This is a genomic window from Streptomyces niveiscabiei, assembly GCF_033794345.1.
Taxonomy (GTDB): Bacteria; Actinomycetota; Actinomycetes; order Streptomycetales; family Streptomycetaceae; genus Streptomyces; species Streptomyces niveiscabiei.
In genome coordinates this window covers 49,712-66,198 of record NZ_JARAYJ010000038.1, presented here as the reverse complement: position 1 = coordinate 66,198, position 16,487 = coordinate 49,712, and the positions used below count along the sequence as shown (strand labels likewise).

Here is a 16,487-nt window from a genome sequence, read left to right as displayed (position 1 = left end):
CGGGCGCCCCGCCCTCGGACGGCTCCGTTTCGAGCACCCCCGCCCCGAGTACGGCGGCACCTGGCGCGCCGGACCCGGCCGTACCGTCGTCGGACACCGCACCCACTCCACCACCGCCGCCCACCGAACCCCCTACCCCACCCCGCACCTCATCACTGCGCTCCCGCCTGACCTCCCGCACCCGCACGGGCGCAACGGGTCGGACGACACCCCCGCCCCCCACCGAGGTCCCCGTACCTCCGGCAGCCGCTTCCTCCGGGGCCTCGACACCTCCCGCGTCCGGCCCCACCGGGGACCGCACGGCACCGGCGTCCGCCTCTGCCGAAGCCCTCACCCCTCCGGTGTCCACCCCCGCCGAACCCCCCACCGCTCGCCCCCCGCAGTCTCCACCACCCCAGCGCCCCACCGCCACACCCCCCAACCCGGTGGGCCCCCGACCCCCCACCACCCCCGAGCCCGAACCCCCCGCCCCCATCCAACCCGTCCTCCCCGCGAAAGCCGCAGCCCCCCGCCCGACCGTCCGCCCCGTCCCCGCCGAGGACGAAGTAACCGGCCCCCCGTGCCCCGCCTGTGGCACCCCCAACCCCCCGGGCCGCCGCTTCTGCCGTCGCTGTGCCGCCGAACTGGTCGTCACCGAGCGCCCGGCGCCGCTGCCTTGGTGGCGCACGGTGTGGCCGTTCAACCGGAGGGTCCGCGCAAGCTCGGGCCGGCTGACCCGCTTCCTCGTGATCCTCGGCGTCATCCTCGCGCTCTGCGCCGCCGGCTTCTTCCTCCTCCCGGCCGGCCGGGCCCTCTTCGAGGACACCAGGGACAAGCTCAGCAAGCCGGAAGCGATCACCCCGGTGGACATCAAGGCGTCCACCCAAACCCCCGACCACCCCCCGACGAACACCTCGGACGGCATCCGCAACAACTTCTGGGGCGCCGCCCCCGGCGCCACGATCACCTACACCTTCCGCGCCCCCTTCCGCCTGGTGAACACGGTCATCACCAACGGCGCGGGCTTCGCCCCCAAGGACTACGCCACCCAGGCCCGAGCCCTGGAAATCACCCTGGAAATAACAACCTCCTCGGGCGAGAAACACACCAAGAAACTCACCCTCAACGACAAAGCGGGCGACCAGCACTTCGTCACCCCCTTCAGCGACGTAAAAACCATCACCCTCACGCTGAACTCCCCAGCAGGCCTCACCCGGGGCCGCCAACTGGCAGTAGCGGAGGTGGAGTTCTTCAAACGCTCCTGAGACGAAGACAGTTCAGAACGCGAGCGCGGCGAGGTCGATGTCCAGGGGGAAGGGGACGGAGACCTTCAGCCGCTCGCGGTAGATATCACCCCGCGGTGGTGATGAGCTCGTTGAGCAGCTGCTCCAACAGGCTGTTGTCGCCGAGGAAACTCTTCACCGATGCGTCCTCGTTGCGCTGGGGGTCTGTGCCCGACCAGTTCAAGTCGTATCCCGCGTCCGCGCTGAGCTGGGTCAGGAATGCCCGCTGGGCGCGGCCGTTGCCCTCGCGGAACGGATGAAGGACGTTCATGTCGCCGTACAACGCGGCGAGTTGAATGACGAACTCCTGCCGGGGGAGCCCCCGCAGACGGCCGGAAGAGGCGAGCTGGCCGAAGACCTCTCCGGCGTAGGGCACCAGGTTTTTCGCCGGGCAGAACGGTGTGCGCTTGGCGATGTTCACGGTGCGTAACTCGCCTGCCCACGGATAGATGTCGCCGAAAATCGTGGCGTGGAACGCCTGGAGGTGGCTGAGGTCGTACGCGCCGGGCAGGGGGCGTTCGGCAAGCATGACGAGGCGCGCCCGGGTGATGTCCGCCTCCGCTGCCGCGAGCAACTGATGGTCGGTGATGCCGAGCTTGTTGCGCAGCACCCCGTTGGGCAGGGCGTATGGATCGTTCATCCTGCCCGCCGCTCCGAGGTCTGTCGGTGGCGGGCGATCGCGCGGGAGACAAGGGTGTCCGCGTCGAGGTCGCCCTTCACGTACGCCTCGGCGTCGCGGTCGGATACCTCGGAGGCGTGGAGCCCCTCGGCCTCGATGGAGCCGGTGGCCGAGGCGACGGCCGCGCGTCGAGCTGCCCGGCCGCTCAGCGCCTCGAATGCCTCGACGGACAGGAGGACGCCCTGGGGCTTGCGGTGGGCACCGATCAGAACGGGGTCGGCGTTCGCGCCGGACTCCGACAGGTCGGTCAGGATCCGCGACAGCCTTGCGCGCGCGTCGCTGACGGTCACGACCTCGGGGATCTCCATGCTGTCACCGTACTCATATAGAGGCTTGATTCTGTACAGATTCTAGTACGGATTCGGGCGGGTGTCCTGCCTCGGGCAGCCCACGAAGTACGCCCCCCTCGTCCGCCTCGGTGGCCACCAGGGCCGGGCTTTGCGAGAACGACGAAGCGGGGCGTGTAAGCAGATGCCGGGGCCTTTCGAGGCGGAGGCGGTGATCGCGACGGCACCGCCTCCGTTGGCCTCGGCGGTCAGACGCTGCGGAGGAAGGCGGTCCAGGATGGGCGGGGGAACGTCAGGACCGGGCCGGTGGGGAGTTTGCTGTCGCGCAGCGCCCGGTTGCCGTCGGGCAGGGTGGCTATCTCCACGCAGTTGCCGTTGTGGCCGGAGTACGAGGACTTCACCCACGTCAGGGGGATGGCCGTGGGCTGGGCTTGTGGGTTCATCGGTTCGGTTCCAATTGACGTAGGGCGTCCTGGATGAGCGCCCGGGACTTGCTGACGTTCGCGGCGGCCACGTTCAGACGTCGGAAGAGGGTGGTGTACGTCTCCACATCCTCCGCCTCCTCGAAGAAGAGGGTGCTCGTGGGGGATTCGGAGTAGACGACATCCGTCTCCGCCGAGGTGGGGAAGCTCATGATGACGAACGGCCCGAACAGGCAGGCGTTCATGGGGTCTTCGCGCGGCAGGATCTGAAGCTCGATGTTCTGCTTACGGCTGCTCTCGACCAGGGATTCGAGCTGCACCCTCATGACGTCGGGGTCGCCGACCGGATGGTAGAGGGCGTTCTCGGCAATGATGACCCAGAGCTGGAGGGGGTTGTCCCGAGTCAGGATGCTCTTGCGTTCGCGCCGGACCTCGACTCCCGCCTTGATCTCCTCCTCGGTGGCCTCCGGGGCCTGGAGCTTGATGAGGGCTTCGGTGTAGTCCGGGGTTTGCAGGAGGCCGGGGACCAGGTTGGTCTCTACGTTGTACAGGCCCGACGCGTCCCACTCGACTGCCGCGTACGAGGCGTACGCCGGGTCGACCACGTTCGCGTACCGGCTCCACCAGCCCTTCTGCTTGGCCTCGCGTGACAGCTTCTCGATGGCGGCACGCTCGGTCGGGTCGGTGACGTTGTAGGCGTCCAACAGGGCGCGCAGGTCGGGGAGTCGGATACCGGACTGCGCGTTCTCGATGCGTCCCACCTTGGACTCCGCCGACCCGAGCACCTTCGCGGCGTCCGAGTGCGTCAACTGGGCGGCGCTTCGCAACTCTCGGAGCGTACGTGCGAGTCGCCGCTGACGGAGCGTCGGGTTGGTGTTGATGGGCACGGGTGGCCGCCTTCCTGGCTCTTCTCGCAGGTCAAGTGTGCCGCGCCCCCCATGGTGGGAGCAACCGGCTTTCGACTTCACCTAAGTGGGTACTTGACACTTTGGGTGTAGCACGGTGCGCAGTATCTACTGTGGATGACCAGCATCCGCCTGTGCGTTAGGGGCAAGTGTGGCTGAACCCAAGGCATTACAGGTCTGGTACCGGAGGTTTCGCCCGTCCGTGTCAAGAGCCCGCGCCGAGGCCCGCGACCTCGCTAAGCTGTGGGGCTTTCCGCAAGCCACCGATCAGCTTGAGTGGGTAGTCACCGAACTGGTGACCAACGCCATCATTCACGGCCAAGCCATGCGCGGCAGCCACGTCGCGGTGACCTACCACCTCGACGGCACCCGCCTCCGCATCGAGGTCCGCGACGCCGCCACCGGCACCCCGGCCCTCACCCCGCCCCTCCTCGGTGACGAGGACGCCGGCCGGGGACTCCACCTCGTCGCCGCCCTCTCGGACGCCTGGGGCGTCAAGCGCAACGTCATCGGCAAGACCGTCTGGGCCCACCTCGCCGTCACCCCCGGGGAGCCGCCTGATGGACGGTGACGTGATCGTCGGATACCTGCGCCGGCTCGACGGCCTCGACGACGACGCCGTACGCCAACTCGTCCGCACGATGCGGAACTTCGCCGACGGCAAGGGCCTCGCCCTGACGATGGTGTTCGTCGAGAGGGAACCCGGCCGCACCTCCACCCTGGGCACGATGTCCCGGTACTGCCTCCGCCACGGCATCCGCCAGATCGTCGTACCGAGCGAACCGCACCTCAACCGCCTCCCCGGACTCGCCGCCCTCTCCCGGGAGTTGCTCGCACAGAGCATCGGCGGACAGGTCTGGATCGCCGCGGAAGGCGAGGACACGTGACCGCCCCTCTCCTCGTCACCTCGGCCCGCCTCGTCGCCTCCCCCCTCGCCGTCGCCGTCTCCCGCCTCGTCGTCCGGCACACGCTGAAGGTCTGGGATCTGGACGACCACACGGACACGGCGGGCCTCGCGATGAGCGAACTCGTCACCAACGCCGTCAAGGCGACGAACGACCCCCACGGAGTGATCGGCGTCCAACTCTGCGCCGTGGCAAGCAGCTTGTACGTGGAGGTCTGGGACGACCGGGCGGACGCGCTCCCCGTACGCAAGCGCCCCGAGAGCGACGCGGAAGGCGGACGCGGCCTCCTCCTGGTCGACGCCGTCGCCGAGACGTGGGGCGTCGAACGCCCGCCCGCCGGCGGCAAGGTCGTCTGGGCCGAACTGGCACTCGGCTGGCCCCTCACCCCGCCTCCTCCCGGCACACTCCACCCCCCGCTCCAACTCCCGCCCGGCAGCAGGGCGTTGCGGAGCCGGACGGAGGAGCGCGCGAAACGTGCGCTGTACGAACGGGTGTTGACGACCGTCGGGAACGCCGTCAGCCCTTGAGGGCCAGCGGCAGGAACACCTCGTCCACGATCGACACCAGGTCCCCCTCCGTCACCCCCTCCAAGCTCACCAGCATCTCGTACCGCAACAGATCCACCGGCAGGCTGATCACCCGCTGAGGCAGATCGGCCGTGGGGATCTCCCCCCGTTCGGCAGCCCGGCCCAGCAGCGTCGCCAGTACCGTCCGCATCGTCTCCGAGAAGTGCGGGTCCATGTCCGCGACCTCGGCGAGCAGGCCCCGGAACACGTCCTGCCCGATCTCCCGCTGGCGCTGAAGCGTGACGCGCAGGAGGGACAGCACGTCCTCGCGGAGCGACCCCGTGTCGGGGACGTGGTCGACGATCGAGCCCCGGCGATGGCGGAGGGCGGCGACGATCAGTTCCGCGCGGTTGCTCCAGCGGCGGTAGAGGACCTGTTTGCCGGTGCGGGCGCGCAGGGCGACGCCCTCCATCGTGAGGTGGGTGTAGCCGACGGCCTGGAGTTCGGCCCAGGCCGCGTCGAGGAGGTCGGCCTCCAGGGCGGCGCCTCGGCGGCGGGTGGGTTCCATGCGGGCTCCTCAGGAGACCTTGCGTCTCTTAACGGGGTGAGCCTATCGTCGCAACAAGAGACGGTGCGTCTCTAAAAATGCCCAGCAGGGGGAGCCGTATGCCCGAGGCCGCCACCGAGCCCCGTACGCAAGACCGCCTCGACCCGGCGCTGCTCAAGCTCGCCGCCGTCCTCGTCCTCGGCGCCCTCGCCCCCCTCCTCGACAGCACGATCGTCGCAGTGGCCGTCCACACCCTCGGCCGCGACCTCGGCGTATCCACCTCCACCGTCCAGTGGATCAGCACCGCCTACCTCCTCGCGCTCGCCGTCGTCGTCCCCGTGAGCGGCTGGGCCGTCGAGCGGATCGGCGCGCGCAAGGTCTGGCTCGGCGCGCTCGTGCTGTTCCTCGCCGGGTCCATGCTGTGCGGACTCGCCTGGGACATCGCCTCGTTGGTGGCGTTCAGGGTCGTCCAGGGCGTCGGCGGCGGGCTGTTGATGCCGGTGTTGCAGACCGTGATCCTCCGGGCGTCCCAAGGCAGGAACGTGGGGCGCCTGATGGCCGTCGTCAGTCTCCCGGCGCTGATCGGGCCGATTCTGGGGCCCGTCGTGGGCGCGGTCATCGTCGACCACTTCAGCTGGCGGTGGATCTTCTACGTCAATCTGCCCGTCTGCGTGCTCGCGCTGGCCCTCGCCTGGCGTACGGTGCCTCGTCAAGACGCGTCGCCCGCGCACCCGTTGGACGTCACCGGCCTGCTGCTGATCTCGCCCGCGCTGGCCGCGCTGGTCTACGGCTTCGCGCAGCAGAGGGCCGCCCTCCCCGTCGGCGTCGTCCTCCTCGGCGCCTTCACCCTGTACGCCCTGCGCCGCAGCCAACCCCTCGTGGATCTCCGGCTGTTGCGCAACCGCTCGCTCGCGGTGTCGGCGGCGCTGATGTTCCTGAACGGGCTGACCCTGTACGGCGGGATGTTCCTGCTGCCGCTGTACTACCAGCAGCAGCGCGGCGCGGGCGTGCTGGCGGCGGGGCTGCTGCTGGCGCCGCAGGGCGTCGGGAGCCTCCTCGCCCGGGTCGCCGGCCCGCTCGCGGACCGCGTGGGACCCCGGCCGGTGATGTTCGCGGGGCTCCTGCTGACCGCCGTGACGACGGTCCCGTTCACCTTCGACGACCCCCCGACCACCCTCCTGGCGGCGGCCCTCGTCCTGCGCGGACTCGGCATGAGCGCCGTGAACATCGCGATCATGGTGGGCGCCTACGCGGACGTACCCGGCGAGCGGGTCCCGCACGCCAGCACGATCGTCCGCATAGTCCAGCAACTCGGCGGCTCATTCGGCACGGCGGTGCTGGCGGGCCTTCTCACCCACGGTTTTCCGTACGCGTTCGCGTGGGCGACGGGATTCACGGTGTTCGCGTGCCTGGTGAGTCTGCTGTATCCGCGAGTAAAGAAAAACATTTAAAAGAAATGCCAAAGGGGCGGCAGGACCACGAGTCCCACCGCCCCTCAGCACACACCCAACGAACTACCGGGACTGCTGAGCCGGCACCCCACGGGAGATCGGCTCGTCGTCCGTCACCGGAGCGCTCGCCGCCGCGACAGCCGCGCCCGTCAGCGTCGCCAGCATCTCGCGGACGTTCGTCAGCTGGGCGTTGATCGAGTCGCGGCGGTTGGTGAGCGCCGCCAGCTCGCGCTCGGACTCCGAACGGATGCGGTCCGCCTTGGCGTTCGCGTCCGCGACGATGTCCTCGGACTGCCGCTGGGCCGTCTCGACGGTCTGCCGGGCCCGGCGCTCCGCGTCGGTGCGCAGCTTCTCGGCCTCCAGGCGCAGCTGCTCGGCGCGGTGCTCGATCTCGGCGAGGCGCTTCTCGGCCTTCTGCTGACGCGCCGCGAGGTCACGCTCGGACTGCTCACGCCGCTTGGCGAGGTTCGTCTCGAAGTCGGCGGCGGCCTGCGCGGCCTTCGCGCGGGTCTCCTCGAAGAGCGCGTCGGCCTCCTCACGCTTGGACTGCGCGTCCTTCTGCGCCTCGGAACGCAGCTGAGAGGCGTCGGACTTGGCCTTCTCGACGATCCGGACGCCCTCGTCCTCGGACTTGGCCTTGCGCTCCGCGGCGAACGACTCGGCGTCGTTGCGGACCTGCTGGGCCGCCGACTCGGCGAGCTCGCGGTGCTGCTCGGCCGCGCGGCGCGCCTCCTCGCGCAGGTCCTTCGCCTCTTCCTCGGCGAGGCGCAGGATCTTCTCGACGCGGGCGCCGAGACCGGCGTACGACGGCTCGGCGTCGGAGACCTGCGCCTGCGCGTTCTGCGTCTCGAGGTGGAGTTCCTCGATGCGCTTCTCGAGCGCGGTGATCCGGGCCAGAGCGCTGTCACGGTCGGAGACGAGCTTCGAGATGCGTTCGTCCACCTGAGCGCGGTCGTACCCACGCCGCACAAGCTCGAAGCCGTAGGGGGAAGTGTCGCTCATGGGGTTCCTGTCGAATGAGACCGGTGAGGTGATAGGTGGAATCCTAGGGGCCGAAGCGGTGTGTCATCGAGCGGATGCGTGTTTGATCTGGAGAATGACGCCCCTTTCGAGTGGCTGATCGGCCGAAGGCTTGCCAGAGTGCCGGTCGAAGTCCCCGTATTCCCGAAGACTTCAGAACAAAGCCCCCAGATTTCCTCGGAACCTGCACACTCCGCTACCCATCGGCCGACTTGCCACCCGAACGAGGGGACCCTACCGCCGCTCCCGCCTTGACGCCCCCGTCCTTCGCGGACGACGGTGCCTCGAAAGACTCCAACGCCTCAAGGACGTCCTGGACACGGGAGATCTCCGCCTGGATGTCCTCGCGCCGCCGGACCAGCACCTCCAGCTCGCGCTTGCCCTCCTCGACGCTGCGCATCGCCTCGCGGATCGCCTCGGCCTTCAACTCCTCGGCCTCGCGCACCAGCTGAGCCTTCTTCTGCTCGGCCTCCTTGAGCAGGCCCTCGGCCTTCTTGACGGCGGCGATCCGCACCTTGCCCGCCTCGGAGTTGGCCTCCGAGACCAGCTCCTTCGCCTTCGCCTGCGCCTTGTTCAGCTGCTCCTCGGCGGCCGTGATGAGCGCGTCGCACCGGTCGCCGGTCGCCTTCATCGTCTCGGCGGCCTCGCGCCGGGCACGGTCGTGCAACTCTTCGATCTCGGTCGTGATGCGGTCGCGCAGCTCCTCCGCGCGCTCCCTTATCGCCGTCGCGTCCCGGCGCGCCCCGACGAGGAGTTCGTCCGCGTCCGTACGGGCCTGCTCCACCCGGGAGTTGCCCTCGACGGTCGCCTCGCCGATCAGCCGCTCGGCCTCGGCGCGCGCGGCCCCGACCATCGAGTCGGCCCGCTCCTCCGCGTCGGCGGTCGTCTTCAGCGCCTGCTCCTGCGCCTCGCTGAGGAGCTTGTCGACCTCGGCGGTCGTCTCCGTGATCAGCGTGTCGACCTGCTCGGCCGCCTCGGAACGCCGCTTGTTGGCCTCCCGGCGCACCTCGTCGAGCGTCCGGTCCGCCTCCTCGCGCGCCGAACTGACGAGCCGCTCGGCCTCCGCCTCCGCCTCGGCCCGCTGCCGCGCCGACTCCGCGCGCATCCGCTCGGCGTGCTGCTGGGCCGAGCCGACCGTCTCCGACGCCTCCGCGCGCATCCGCTCCGCGTCCGCGTGCGCCTCGCCGCGCACCCGGTCCACCTCGGCGGCCGTCTCCATCTGGAGCCGCTCCGCCTCCGCGAGGGTCTCCGACTGGAGCCGCTCGGCCTCGTTGCGCGCCTCGGTGATGAGGGTGTCGGCCTGCGTCGCCGCGTCCGACCGGATGCGGTTCGCGTCCTCCCGGGCCTCCGCCCGGGTCCGGGTCGCGTCCTGGTCGGCCTGCGCGATCGTGTCCGAGGCTTCCGTCCGCACCCGCTGGGCGTGCGCGGAGGTCTCCGTACGCAGCCGCTCGGCCTCCGCGATGGCGTCGCCGACCGTGCGCTCGGCGAGCGCCTGCGCGGCCTCCGACTCCTCGCGCGACTGCTGCCGTACGCGGGCGGCGTCCTCGGCGGCCCGCTCCCGCTCGGCGTACGCGTCGGCGCGGACCCGGTCCGCCTCCTCCTCGGCCTCCCGGCGGGTACGGTCCGCCGCGTGCTCGGCGGCCGACCGCAGGCCGGTGATCTCCTCCTGCGCCTGCTCGTGGAGCCCCGCGACCGAGTCGCGGACCTGCTGGGCGTGCTGCTCGGCGGCGGCGACCATCTCCGATGCCCGCCGGTCGGCCTCCTCGACCAGCCGGACGGCCTCGGCCTGCGCCTCCTCGACGCGCTTGCGCGCCGACGCGAGGAGCTCCTCGCTCTGCTCGCGGGCCCGCTCCCGCTCCTGGTCGGCCTCCGCACGCGCCGTACCGAGCGTCTCCTCGGCCTCGCGACGGCGCCGTACGGCCTCGTCCTGCGCGGCGGCGAGCGCGTCCGACGCCTCCTCGGCGAGCCGCTCGGCGGCGGCCTGCGCCTCCGCGCGCACCCGGTTCGCGGTGTCCTGCGCCTCCTGCTTGAGCCGCTCCGCCTCCGCCGCGGCCTCCGAGCGCAGCCGTACGGCGATGGACTCGCCCTCGGCGCGGGACGCCGACGCGTCGGCGGCGGCCTCGGTCCGCAGCCGGTCCGCCTCGTCGGCGGCCTGCTGCTGCAACGTACGGATCCGCTCGGCGGACTCCGCGCGCAGCCGGTCGGTCTCCTCGGCGGTCTCGCGGCGGATGCGCGCCGCCTCCTCGCGGGCCTCCGTGAGGGCCTGCTCGGCGGAGGCGAGCCGGGTCTCCGCCTCGGCGTGCAGCCGGGTCAGCTCCTCGGCCGCCTCGGCCTGCCGGGCCGCTATGGCGCGCTCGGCCTCCTCGCGCGTCTCACGCGCCGCGTCCTCGGCGTTCGCGGTGATCGTCTCCGCGAGCCCGACCGCCTCGTCGCGCTGGCGCTCGGCCTCCGCGCGGGTGCGCTCAAGCGTTTCCTCAGCCTGCCGGCGCAGCGACGTCGCCCGCTCGATGGCCTCGGTGCGGACCTTCTCGCTGTCCGCCGTCGCCTTCTGGCGCAGCTCGTCCGCGTCCGCCTTCGCCTTGGACAGCAGCTCCTCGGCGCTCTTGGCGGCCTCCTCGATCTGCTGGACGGCCTCCTTGCGGGCCTCCGCGCGGATCTTCTCGCCCTCGGCGACCGCCTCGGACCTGAGCTGCTCGGCCTCGCCGCGCAGCCGCCGCGCCTCCTCCTGGAGCTCGACGGTCTTGGCGCGGTACTCCTTCGTGTCGTCCTTCGCGGACCCCTTGAGCTGCTCGGCGATGTCGTGCGCCTCGGCGCGCAGCCGGTCCGCCTCCGCCTCCGCCTCGCTGCGGACCCGCTCGGCCTCCTCGGCGGCGGCCGTGATCGTCCCGCGCGCCTCCTCCTGCGCCTTGTTGAGGACGTCCTCGGCGGTCTTCGCGGCCTTCGACAGCTGGGTCGCGGACTCCTCGGCGGTGATCGTGCGGGCCTTCTCGGCGGCCTCGGCGACGATCTTCTCCGCCTCGGCGCGGGCGTCCGCGACGACCTGCTCGGCCTCCGACTTCGTCGCCTCGGCCTCTTTGGTGGCCTCGCTGACCAGCCGCGCCACCTGCTCCTTCGCGGTGCGCGTGCGCTGCTCGTTCGCGGACTCGGCGCTGGAGAGGGCCTTCTCGGCGGCCGTCTGAGCCTCGGAGAGGACCTTCTCCGCCTCGGCCTGCGCCTTGCGCAGCGCCTCCTCGGCGTCCGCCATCCGCTGCTCGGCCGCCCGCGACAGCTCGCTCGCCTGCCGCCGCGCCGCGTCCGACTCCGACGCCGTCGACGTCCGCAGCTGCTCCGCGTGGTCCGTGGCCTCCTGGGCCTGCGCGCCCGCCGCGTTCAGCAGGCGCTCCGCGTCCGCGCGGGCCCGCAGCAGGATCTGCTCGGCCTCGGTGCGCGCCGCCTCCGCGTCGCTGGTCAGGCGCTGGCGGGCCTCGTTCGTCAGGCGCTCCGCCTCGGCGCGGGCCGTCGCGAGGGCCTGCTCGGCCTCGGCGCGCGACTCGTCCATCAGCCGGCGGGCCTGCGCCTCCGAGCGGGCGCGGAGCTGCTCGGCCCACGCCACGTTCTCGTTCACGTGCGACTCGACGGTCTGGCGGCGCTCCGCCAGCTCCTGGTCGAGCTGCTGGCGCCGGGTGACCGCCTCCTGGTGCAGCTCCGCCTGGAGCCGGGCCGCCTGCTCCGCGTGCTCCTGGAGGATGCGCTGGGTCTGCGCCCGGGCCTGGCTCAGCTCGCGCTCGGCGTCCTGGCGCAACTGGTCGGCCTGCATCTGCGCGTTCCGCAGCAGCTGCTCGGCCTGGTAGTTGAGGTCGCCGCCGTCGAAGGCGGGCCGGGTCATGATGGTGCGCCGCGCCTCGTGCAGCTTGGCGCGCAGCACCTCGACCTGGTAGCCGAGGTCCTCGGCGTGCTGGATCGCCTTTTCCCGCTCGGTCTTCAGCCGTTTCATCTCGGCTTCGAACCGAGTGAGGTGGTCGACGTCAGCCGCCGGCTCTCGCTCCTGGCTCTCGTAGCCCCGCACTGCGCGGTCCCATCCGTCCCCTGGTCGCAAGCTTCTCCAACGAGCTCCCGTCCATCCGCCGGACGGGGCCCCCGGGGAATGGTGTCAGATCATCGGCGGACCACGGGCCGCGCCCGCCACCCGCACCCCCGAAACCCGGACCCCGGCATAGCGGTTGCACCGCCCTGCGGCGGGCAACCGCCCCCAACCCTACCGGCCCTTATGTACGTGGGTCAGTGCTCGTCGGACTCAACAGGCGCCGAAGTGACCAGTTCTGTGAGGACACCGTGGCAATCCTTGGGGTGCAGAAAGGTGATCCGTGACCCCATGGAACCGCGCCGCGGCTCTTCGTAGAGGACCCGTACGCCCTTGTCGCGGATGGCCTCCGCGTCGGTGTCGACGTCCGCCGTGCCGAAGGCGATGTGGTGGACGCCCTCGCCGTTCTTGTCCAGCCACTTCGCCACCGTGGAATCCGGGCGGACCGGCTCCAGGAGTTGCAGATACGAGGCTCCGCCGTCCGACGTATCGTTGATCTTGAGCATGGCCTCGCGCACGCCCTGCTCCTCGTTGACCTCGGTGTGGAAGACCTCGAAACCGTAGGTCGCGCGGTAGAACTCGACGGTCGCGTCGAGGTCGTGGCAGGCGATCCCGATGTGGTCGATTCGCGTCAGCATGGGTTCAGTGGAGCGCTGAAAGGGTGGTTGTGCAACGTGCGGGCGATCACATCGACGGCCGGGTGACGCAGTGACCTACTCCTCAGTACTTTGGCAGTAAACCCTCGTTCACATTCCTACGGCCCGTGCGGGGCGGTAAGGGGATCGCAGCTCATGACCACATCGGTGATCGTCGCAGGTGCGCGCACTCCCATGGGACGCCTTCTCGGCTCCCTCAAGTCGTTCTCCGGGGCCGACCTCGGCGGCTTCGCGATCAAGGCCGCGCTCGACCGGGCCGGGATCTCCGGCGACCAGGTCCAGTACGTGATCATGGGCCAGGTCCTCCAGGCCGGCGCCGGGCAGATCCCGGCCCGCCAGGCCGCCGTCAAGGCCGGCATCCCGATGAACGTCCCGGCCCTCACGGTCAACAAGGTCTGCCTGTCGGGCCTCGACGCGATCGCCCTCGCCGACCAGCTCATCCGCGCCGGCGAGTTCGACGTCGTCGTCGCCGGCGGCCAGGAGTCCATGACCAACGCGCCCCACCTGCTGCCCAAGTCCCGCGAGGGGTACAAGTACGGCGCGATCGAGATGCTCGACGCGATGGCGTACGACGGGCTCACCGACGCCTTCGAGGGCATCGCGATGGGGGAGTCCACGGAGAAGCACAACACCCGGCTGGGGCTGAACCGGGAGGAGCAGGACGCCGTCGCCGCGCTCTCCCACCAGCGGGCCGCCGCCGCGCAGAAGAACGGCCTGTTCGAGGCCGAGATCACGCCCGTCGAGATCCCGCAGCGCAAGGGCGACCCGATCCTGTTCAGCCAGGACGAGGGCATCCGCGCCGAGACGACCGCCGAATCCCTCGGCAAGCTGCGTCCGGCGTTCACGAAGGACGGCACGATCACCGCCGGGTCCGCCTCCCAGATCTCCGACGGGGCCGCCGCCGTCGTCGTCATGAGCAAGGCCAAGGCCGAGGAGCTGGGCCTCGACTGGATCGCCGAGATCGGGGCACACGGGAACGTCGCGGGCCCCGACAACTCGCTCCAGTCGCAGCCGTCCAACGCGATCCTGCACGCGCTCGGCAAGGAGGGGCTGACGGTGGACGCCCTCGACCTCATCGAGATCAACGAGGCGTTCGCCGCCGTCGCCGTGCAGTCCATGAAGGACCTCGGGGTGTCGCCGGAAAAGGTGAACGTCAACGGCGGCGCGATCGCTCTCGGGCACCCGATCGGGATGTCCGGGGCCCGGCTCGTCCTGCACCTGGCGCTGGAGCTGAAGCGCCGGGGCGGCGGGGTCGGCGCCGCCGCGCTGTGCGGGGGCGGCGGGCAGGGGGACGCGCTGATCGTGCGGGTGCCGTCCGTACGTTGACGAGGTCGCCGGTCCGAGTTGAGGTTGCCGGTCCGATGATCTGGTCGTCGGACCGGTGGCGGGCCCACTGAACGGAGCTGAGATGCAGGACGTCCCTTCCCTGATCGCCCAGGCCCGTGACGGCCGGCCGCGCGCCGTGGCCCGCCTCATCTCCCTGGTCGAAGGGGCGTCACCGCAGCTCCGGGAGGTCATGGCGGCGCTGGCCCCGCTCACGGGCGGCGCGTACGTCGTCGGCCTCACCGGCTCGCCCGGCGTCGGCAAGTCCACGTCCACGTCCGCGCTGGTCAGCGCGTACCGGCGGCAGGGCAAGCGGGTCGGCGTCCTCGCCGTCGACCCGTCCTCGCCGTTCTCCGGCGGGGCCCTGCTCGGGGACCGCGTCCGGATGTCCGACCACGCCTCCGACCCCGGCGTCTACATCCGCTCCATGGCGACCCGGGGCCACCTCGGCGGCCTTGCCTGGGCCGCCCCCCAGGCCATCCGCGTCCTGGACGCCGCCGGGTGCGACGTCGTCCTCGTCGAGACGGTCGGAGTCGGCCAGTCGGAGGTCGAGATCGCCGCCCAGGCGGACACCTCCGTCGTCCTGCTCGCCCCCGGCATGGGCGACGGCATCCAGGCCGCCAAGGCCGGAATCCTGGAGATCGGCGACGTCTACGTCGTCAACAAGGCCGACCGCGACGGCGCCGACGCCACCGCCCGCGAACTGAACCACATGCTGGGCCTCGGCGAGTCCCGCGCGCCGGGCGACTGGAGGCCCCCCGTCGTCAAGACGGTCGCCTCCCGCGGCGAGGGCATCGACGAGGTGCTCTCCGCACTGGAGAAACACCGGGGCTGGATGGAGGAACGGGGAGTCCTCTCCGAACGCCGCCGCTCCCGCGCGGCCCACGAGATCGAGACGATCGCCGTGACGACCCTGCGCGAACGGATCGGGGACCTGCGGGGCGACCGGCGCGTGGAGGCGCTGGCGGAGCGGGTGGTGGCGGGCGAACTGGACGCGTACCGGGCGGCGGACGAACTGGTGGCGGGGGTCGTGCGCGCATAATCGTTCGGCAACTCCCGCCGCGTACTGCTACGTTGACGCGCATGTTCCTCCCCTGTGCGTAGAGCGGCGTCCCCCCACGGTCCTCGCCGACCGTGACTCCGGTGACCCCTCTCCCACCTCTCCTCGTGAGGAACTCCCGCGTGCCCACGCCCGTTTCCCGGCCGTCCTACCGTGCCGTGCTCCAACTCCCCTACGCCCTGCGCACGTTCGGCTCGGCCCTGGTCGCCCGGCTCTCCTACGGCCTCGTCGCCCTCTCCGTCCTCCTCACGACCGTCGACGCGACCGGTTCCTATGCGACGGCCGGTGTCGTCATGGCCGTCTTCGGCGGCACGATGGTCGTCCTCACGCCCTTGCGCGCGACCCTCGTCGACCGCCACGGGCCGCGCCGCGCGCTGCCGCCCATGGTGCTCCTGTACACCGCGTTCCTCTGCGCGTTCGCCTTCACGGCCGTCCGCCCCGGCCCGTCCCCCCTGACGCTGGGCACCCTGATCGCCCTGGCCGGCGCCTGCGCCCCGCCCCTCGGGCCCACCATGCGCGCGGTGTGGTCCGAACTGGCCCCCGGGAAAGGCATGTTGCAGCGGGCGTACAGCCTGGACGGTGTCGCGGAGGAACTGCTGTTCGTCGTCGGGCCTGTGCTGGTGGGGGTCCTGGTGGGAGTCGCCTCGCCGGTGGCGGGGGTGCTCGCGAGCGCGGCGGTGATGGTGGTGGGGACGTGGGGGTTCGTGCGGTCGCCGGGGGTGCGGGCGTTCGAGGGCGGGGCCGCAAAAGAGCGTGCGGGGTCCGGTTCCGATGCGTACGCCGGTGACGAGTGCCGTACGCCGGACAGCTCGTCGGCGAGTCCCAGGGCCCTGCTCGTCCCCCTCGCCCTCACCGCCGCCACCGGGCTGGCGCTCAGCGCGGCCGACCTCCTCGTCACCGCGTTCGCGGACCGGCACGGGTACGCGCCCGGCGCGGCGGCCTGGACCCTGGCGGCGCTCTCGGTGGGCAGCGCGGTCGGCGGGCTCCTGAACGGCGCGGTCGACTGGCGCACCCCCGCACGGACCCGGCTCCCCCGGCTCGCGGCGGCCCTGGGCCTCCTCCTCATCGCGGCGGGCGCGGCCCCCGACATCGTCACCCTCGCGGCCCTGCTGACCCTCGCGGGCGCCTTCGTGACCCCCGTCATCACCACGTCCTACCTGGTCGCGGAGGAGACCACCGCGCCCACGGCCCGTACCCGAGCAGGTGCCTGGATCAACACAGCGGTGAACGCGGGCAGTTCGGCCGGAGCGGCGGGAGCGGGCCTCCTCCTGGCGAGGGCCCCGCTGGGGGTGTGCTTCGCGGCGGCGGGCGCGGTCGCGCTGGTCACGGGGGCGGGAGGGGCGTGGGCGGAGCGGAGGTAGGGGGGCGGGAGCGCCGTACTTCGGCGGACCCGCGCGCACTCCC

At 71.5% G+C, this 16,487-nt stretch carries 16 protein-coding genes; 8 read left to right on the top strand and 8 right to left on the bottom strand.

Annotated elements, in window-relative coordinates:
- The first annotated feature begins 425 nt into the window (after positions 1–425).
- A complete protein-coding gene (locus tag PV682_RS36015; RefSeq protein ID WP_319735965.1) occupies positions 426–1,244 on the top strand; it encodes an NADase-type glycan-binding domain-containing protein in 819 nt (272 codons plus the stop codon).
- An 85-nt stretch (positions 1,245–1,329) separates the two neighbouring features.
- Here the strand turns inward: PV682_RS36015 and PV682_RS36010 are convergent, their stop codons facing one another.
- From PV682_RS36010 to PV682_RS35995, 4 genes are all read right to left on the bottom strand, one after another.
- On the bottom strand, positions 1,330–1,902 hold the full coding sequence (locus PV682_RS36010; RefSeq protein WP_319735964.1) for a Fic/DOC family protein: 573 nt from the start codon (positions 1,900–1,902) through the stop codon (positions 1,330–1,332).
- Positions 1,899–2,249, bottom strand: a complete 351-nt coding sequence (locus PV682_RS36005) for an antitoxin VbhA family protein (RefSeq protein ID WP_319735963.1) — start codon at positions 2,247–2,249, stop codon at positions 1,899–1,901. The genes PV682_RS36010 and PV682_RS36005 overlap by 4 nt, the downstream gene beginning before the upstream one ends.
- 227 nt (positions 2,250–2,476) lie before the next feature.
- On the bottom strand, positions 2,477–2,671 hold the full coding sequence (locus PV682_RS36000; RefSeq protein ID WP_319735962.1) for a DUF397 domain-containing protein: 195 nt from the start codon (positions 2,669–2,671) through the stop codon (positions 2,477–2,479).
- Positions 2,668–3,537 carry a helix-turn-helix domain-containing protein gene (locus tag PV682_RS35995; RefSeq protein ID WP_319735961.1) on the bottom strand — a complete coding sequence of 290 codons (870 nt, stop codon included), beginning with the start codon at positions 3,535–3,537 and terminating at the stop codon, positions 2,668–2,670. The genes PV682_RS36000 and PV682_RS35995 overlap by 4 nt, the downstream gene beginning before the upstream one ends.
- A 169-nt stretch (positions 3,538–3,706) precedes the next feature.
- Here PV682_RS35995 and PV682_RS35990 point away from each other — a divergent pair, with 169 nt between their 5' ends.
- Genes PV682_RS35990 through PV682_RS35980 form a run of 3 tightly spaced genes read left to right on the top strand, consistent with a single transcriptional unit; the run spans position 3,707 to position 4,987 of the window.
- Complete coding sequence (locus PV682_RS35990) at positions 3,707–4,126, top strand: ATP-binding protein (RefSeq protein WP_319735960.1); 420 nt, start codon at positions 3,707–3,709, stop codon at positions 4,124–4,126.
- A complete protein-coding gene (locus PV682_RS35985) occupies positions 4,116–4,442 on the top strand; it encodes a hypothetical protein (protein WP_319735959.1) in 327 nt (108 codons plus the stop codon). Before PV682_RS35990 ends, PV682_RS35985 begins: the two co-directional genes overlap by 11 nt.
- Positions 4,439–4,987 (top strand): ATP-binding protein, encoded by a 549-nt coding sequence (locus PV682_RS35980; protein WP_319735958.1) that lies wholly within the window; start codon positions 4,439–4,441, stop codon positions 4,985–4,987. The genes PV682_RS35985 and PV682_RS35980 overlap by 4 nt, the downstream gene beginning before the upstream one ends.
- Here the strand turns inward: PV682_RS35980 and PV682_RS35975 are convergent.
- The gene (locus PV682_RS35975) at positions 4,977–5,534 is read right to left on the bottom strand and encodes a TetR/AcrR family transcriptional regulator (protein ID WP_319735957.1); all 558 of its coding nucleotides are present in this window, start codon (positions 5,532–5,534) and stop codon (positions 4,977–4,979) included. The two genes, PV682_RS35980 and PV682_RS35975, sit on opposite strands and share 11 nt — an antisense overlap.
- A 98-nt stretch (positions 5,535–5,632) precedes the next feature.
- On the opposite strand from PV682_RS35975, the gene PV682_RS35970 reads away from it, so the two are divergent.
- Positions 5,633–6,964: an MDR family MFS transporter gene (locus tag PV682_RS35970; RefSeq protein ID WP_319735956.1), complete on the top strand. Its 1,332-nt coding sequence runs from the start codon at positions 5,633–5,635 to the stop codon at positions 6,962–6,964.
- A 63-nt stretch (positions 6,965–7,027) separates the two neighbouring features.
- Here the strand turns inward: PV682_RS35970 and PV682_RS35965 are convergent, their stop codons facing one another.
- The 3 genes from PV682_RS35965 to mce all read right to left on the bottom strand — a co-directional run bounded on the left by PV682_RS35965 (position 7,028) and on the right by mce (position 12,682).
- A complete protein-coding gene (locus tag PV682_RS35965) occupies positions 7,028–7,966 on the bottom strand; it encodes a coiled-coil domain-containing protein (RefSeq protein ID WP_055720167.1) in 939 nt (312 codons plus the stop codon).
- Between the two features lie 214 nt (positions 7,967–8,180).
- Positions 8,181–12,029, bottom strand: a complete 3,849-nt coding sequence (gene scy, locus PV682_RS35960; protein ID WP_319735955.1) for a polarized growth protein Scy — start codon at positions 12,027–12,029, stop codon at positions 8,181–8,183.
- A gap of 212 nt (positions 12,030–12,241) precedes the next feature.
- Complete coding sequence (mce, locus tag PV682_RS35955; protein ID WP_055720165.1) at positions 12,242–12,682, bottom strand: methylmalonyl-CoA epimerase; 441 nt, start codon at positions 12,680–12,682, stop codon at positions 12,242–12,244.
- A gap of 153 nt (positions 12,683–12,835) precedes the next feature.
- On the opposite strand from mce, the gene PV682_RS35950 reads away from it, so the two are divergent.
- From PV682_RS35950 to PV682_RS35940, 3 genes are all read left to right on the top strand, one after another.
- The gene (locus PV682_RS35950) at positions 12,836–14,026 is read left to right on the top strand and encodes an acetyl-CoA C-acetyltransferase (protein WP_319735954.1); all 1,191 of its coding nucleotides are present in this window, start codon (positions 12,836–12,838) and stop codon (positions 14,024–14,026) included.
- A gap of 82 nt (positions 14,027–14,108) precedes the next feature.
- Positions 14,109–15,065, top strand: coding sequence for a methylmalonyl Co-A mutase-associated GTPase MeaB (gene meaB, locus PV682_RS35945; protein ID WP_319735953.1), 957 nt, complete (start codon positions 14,109–14,111; stop codon positions 15,063–15,065).
- A gap of 140 nt (positions 15,066–15,205) precedes the next feature.
- On the top strand, positions 15,206–16,444 hold the full coding sequence (locus tag PV682_RS35940) for an MFS transporter (RefSeq protein ID WP_319735952.1): 1,239 nt from the start codon (positions 15,206–15,208) through the stop codon (positions 16,442–16,444).
- The last annotated feature ends 43 nt before the right edge of the window (positions 16,445–16,487 follow it).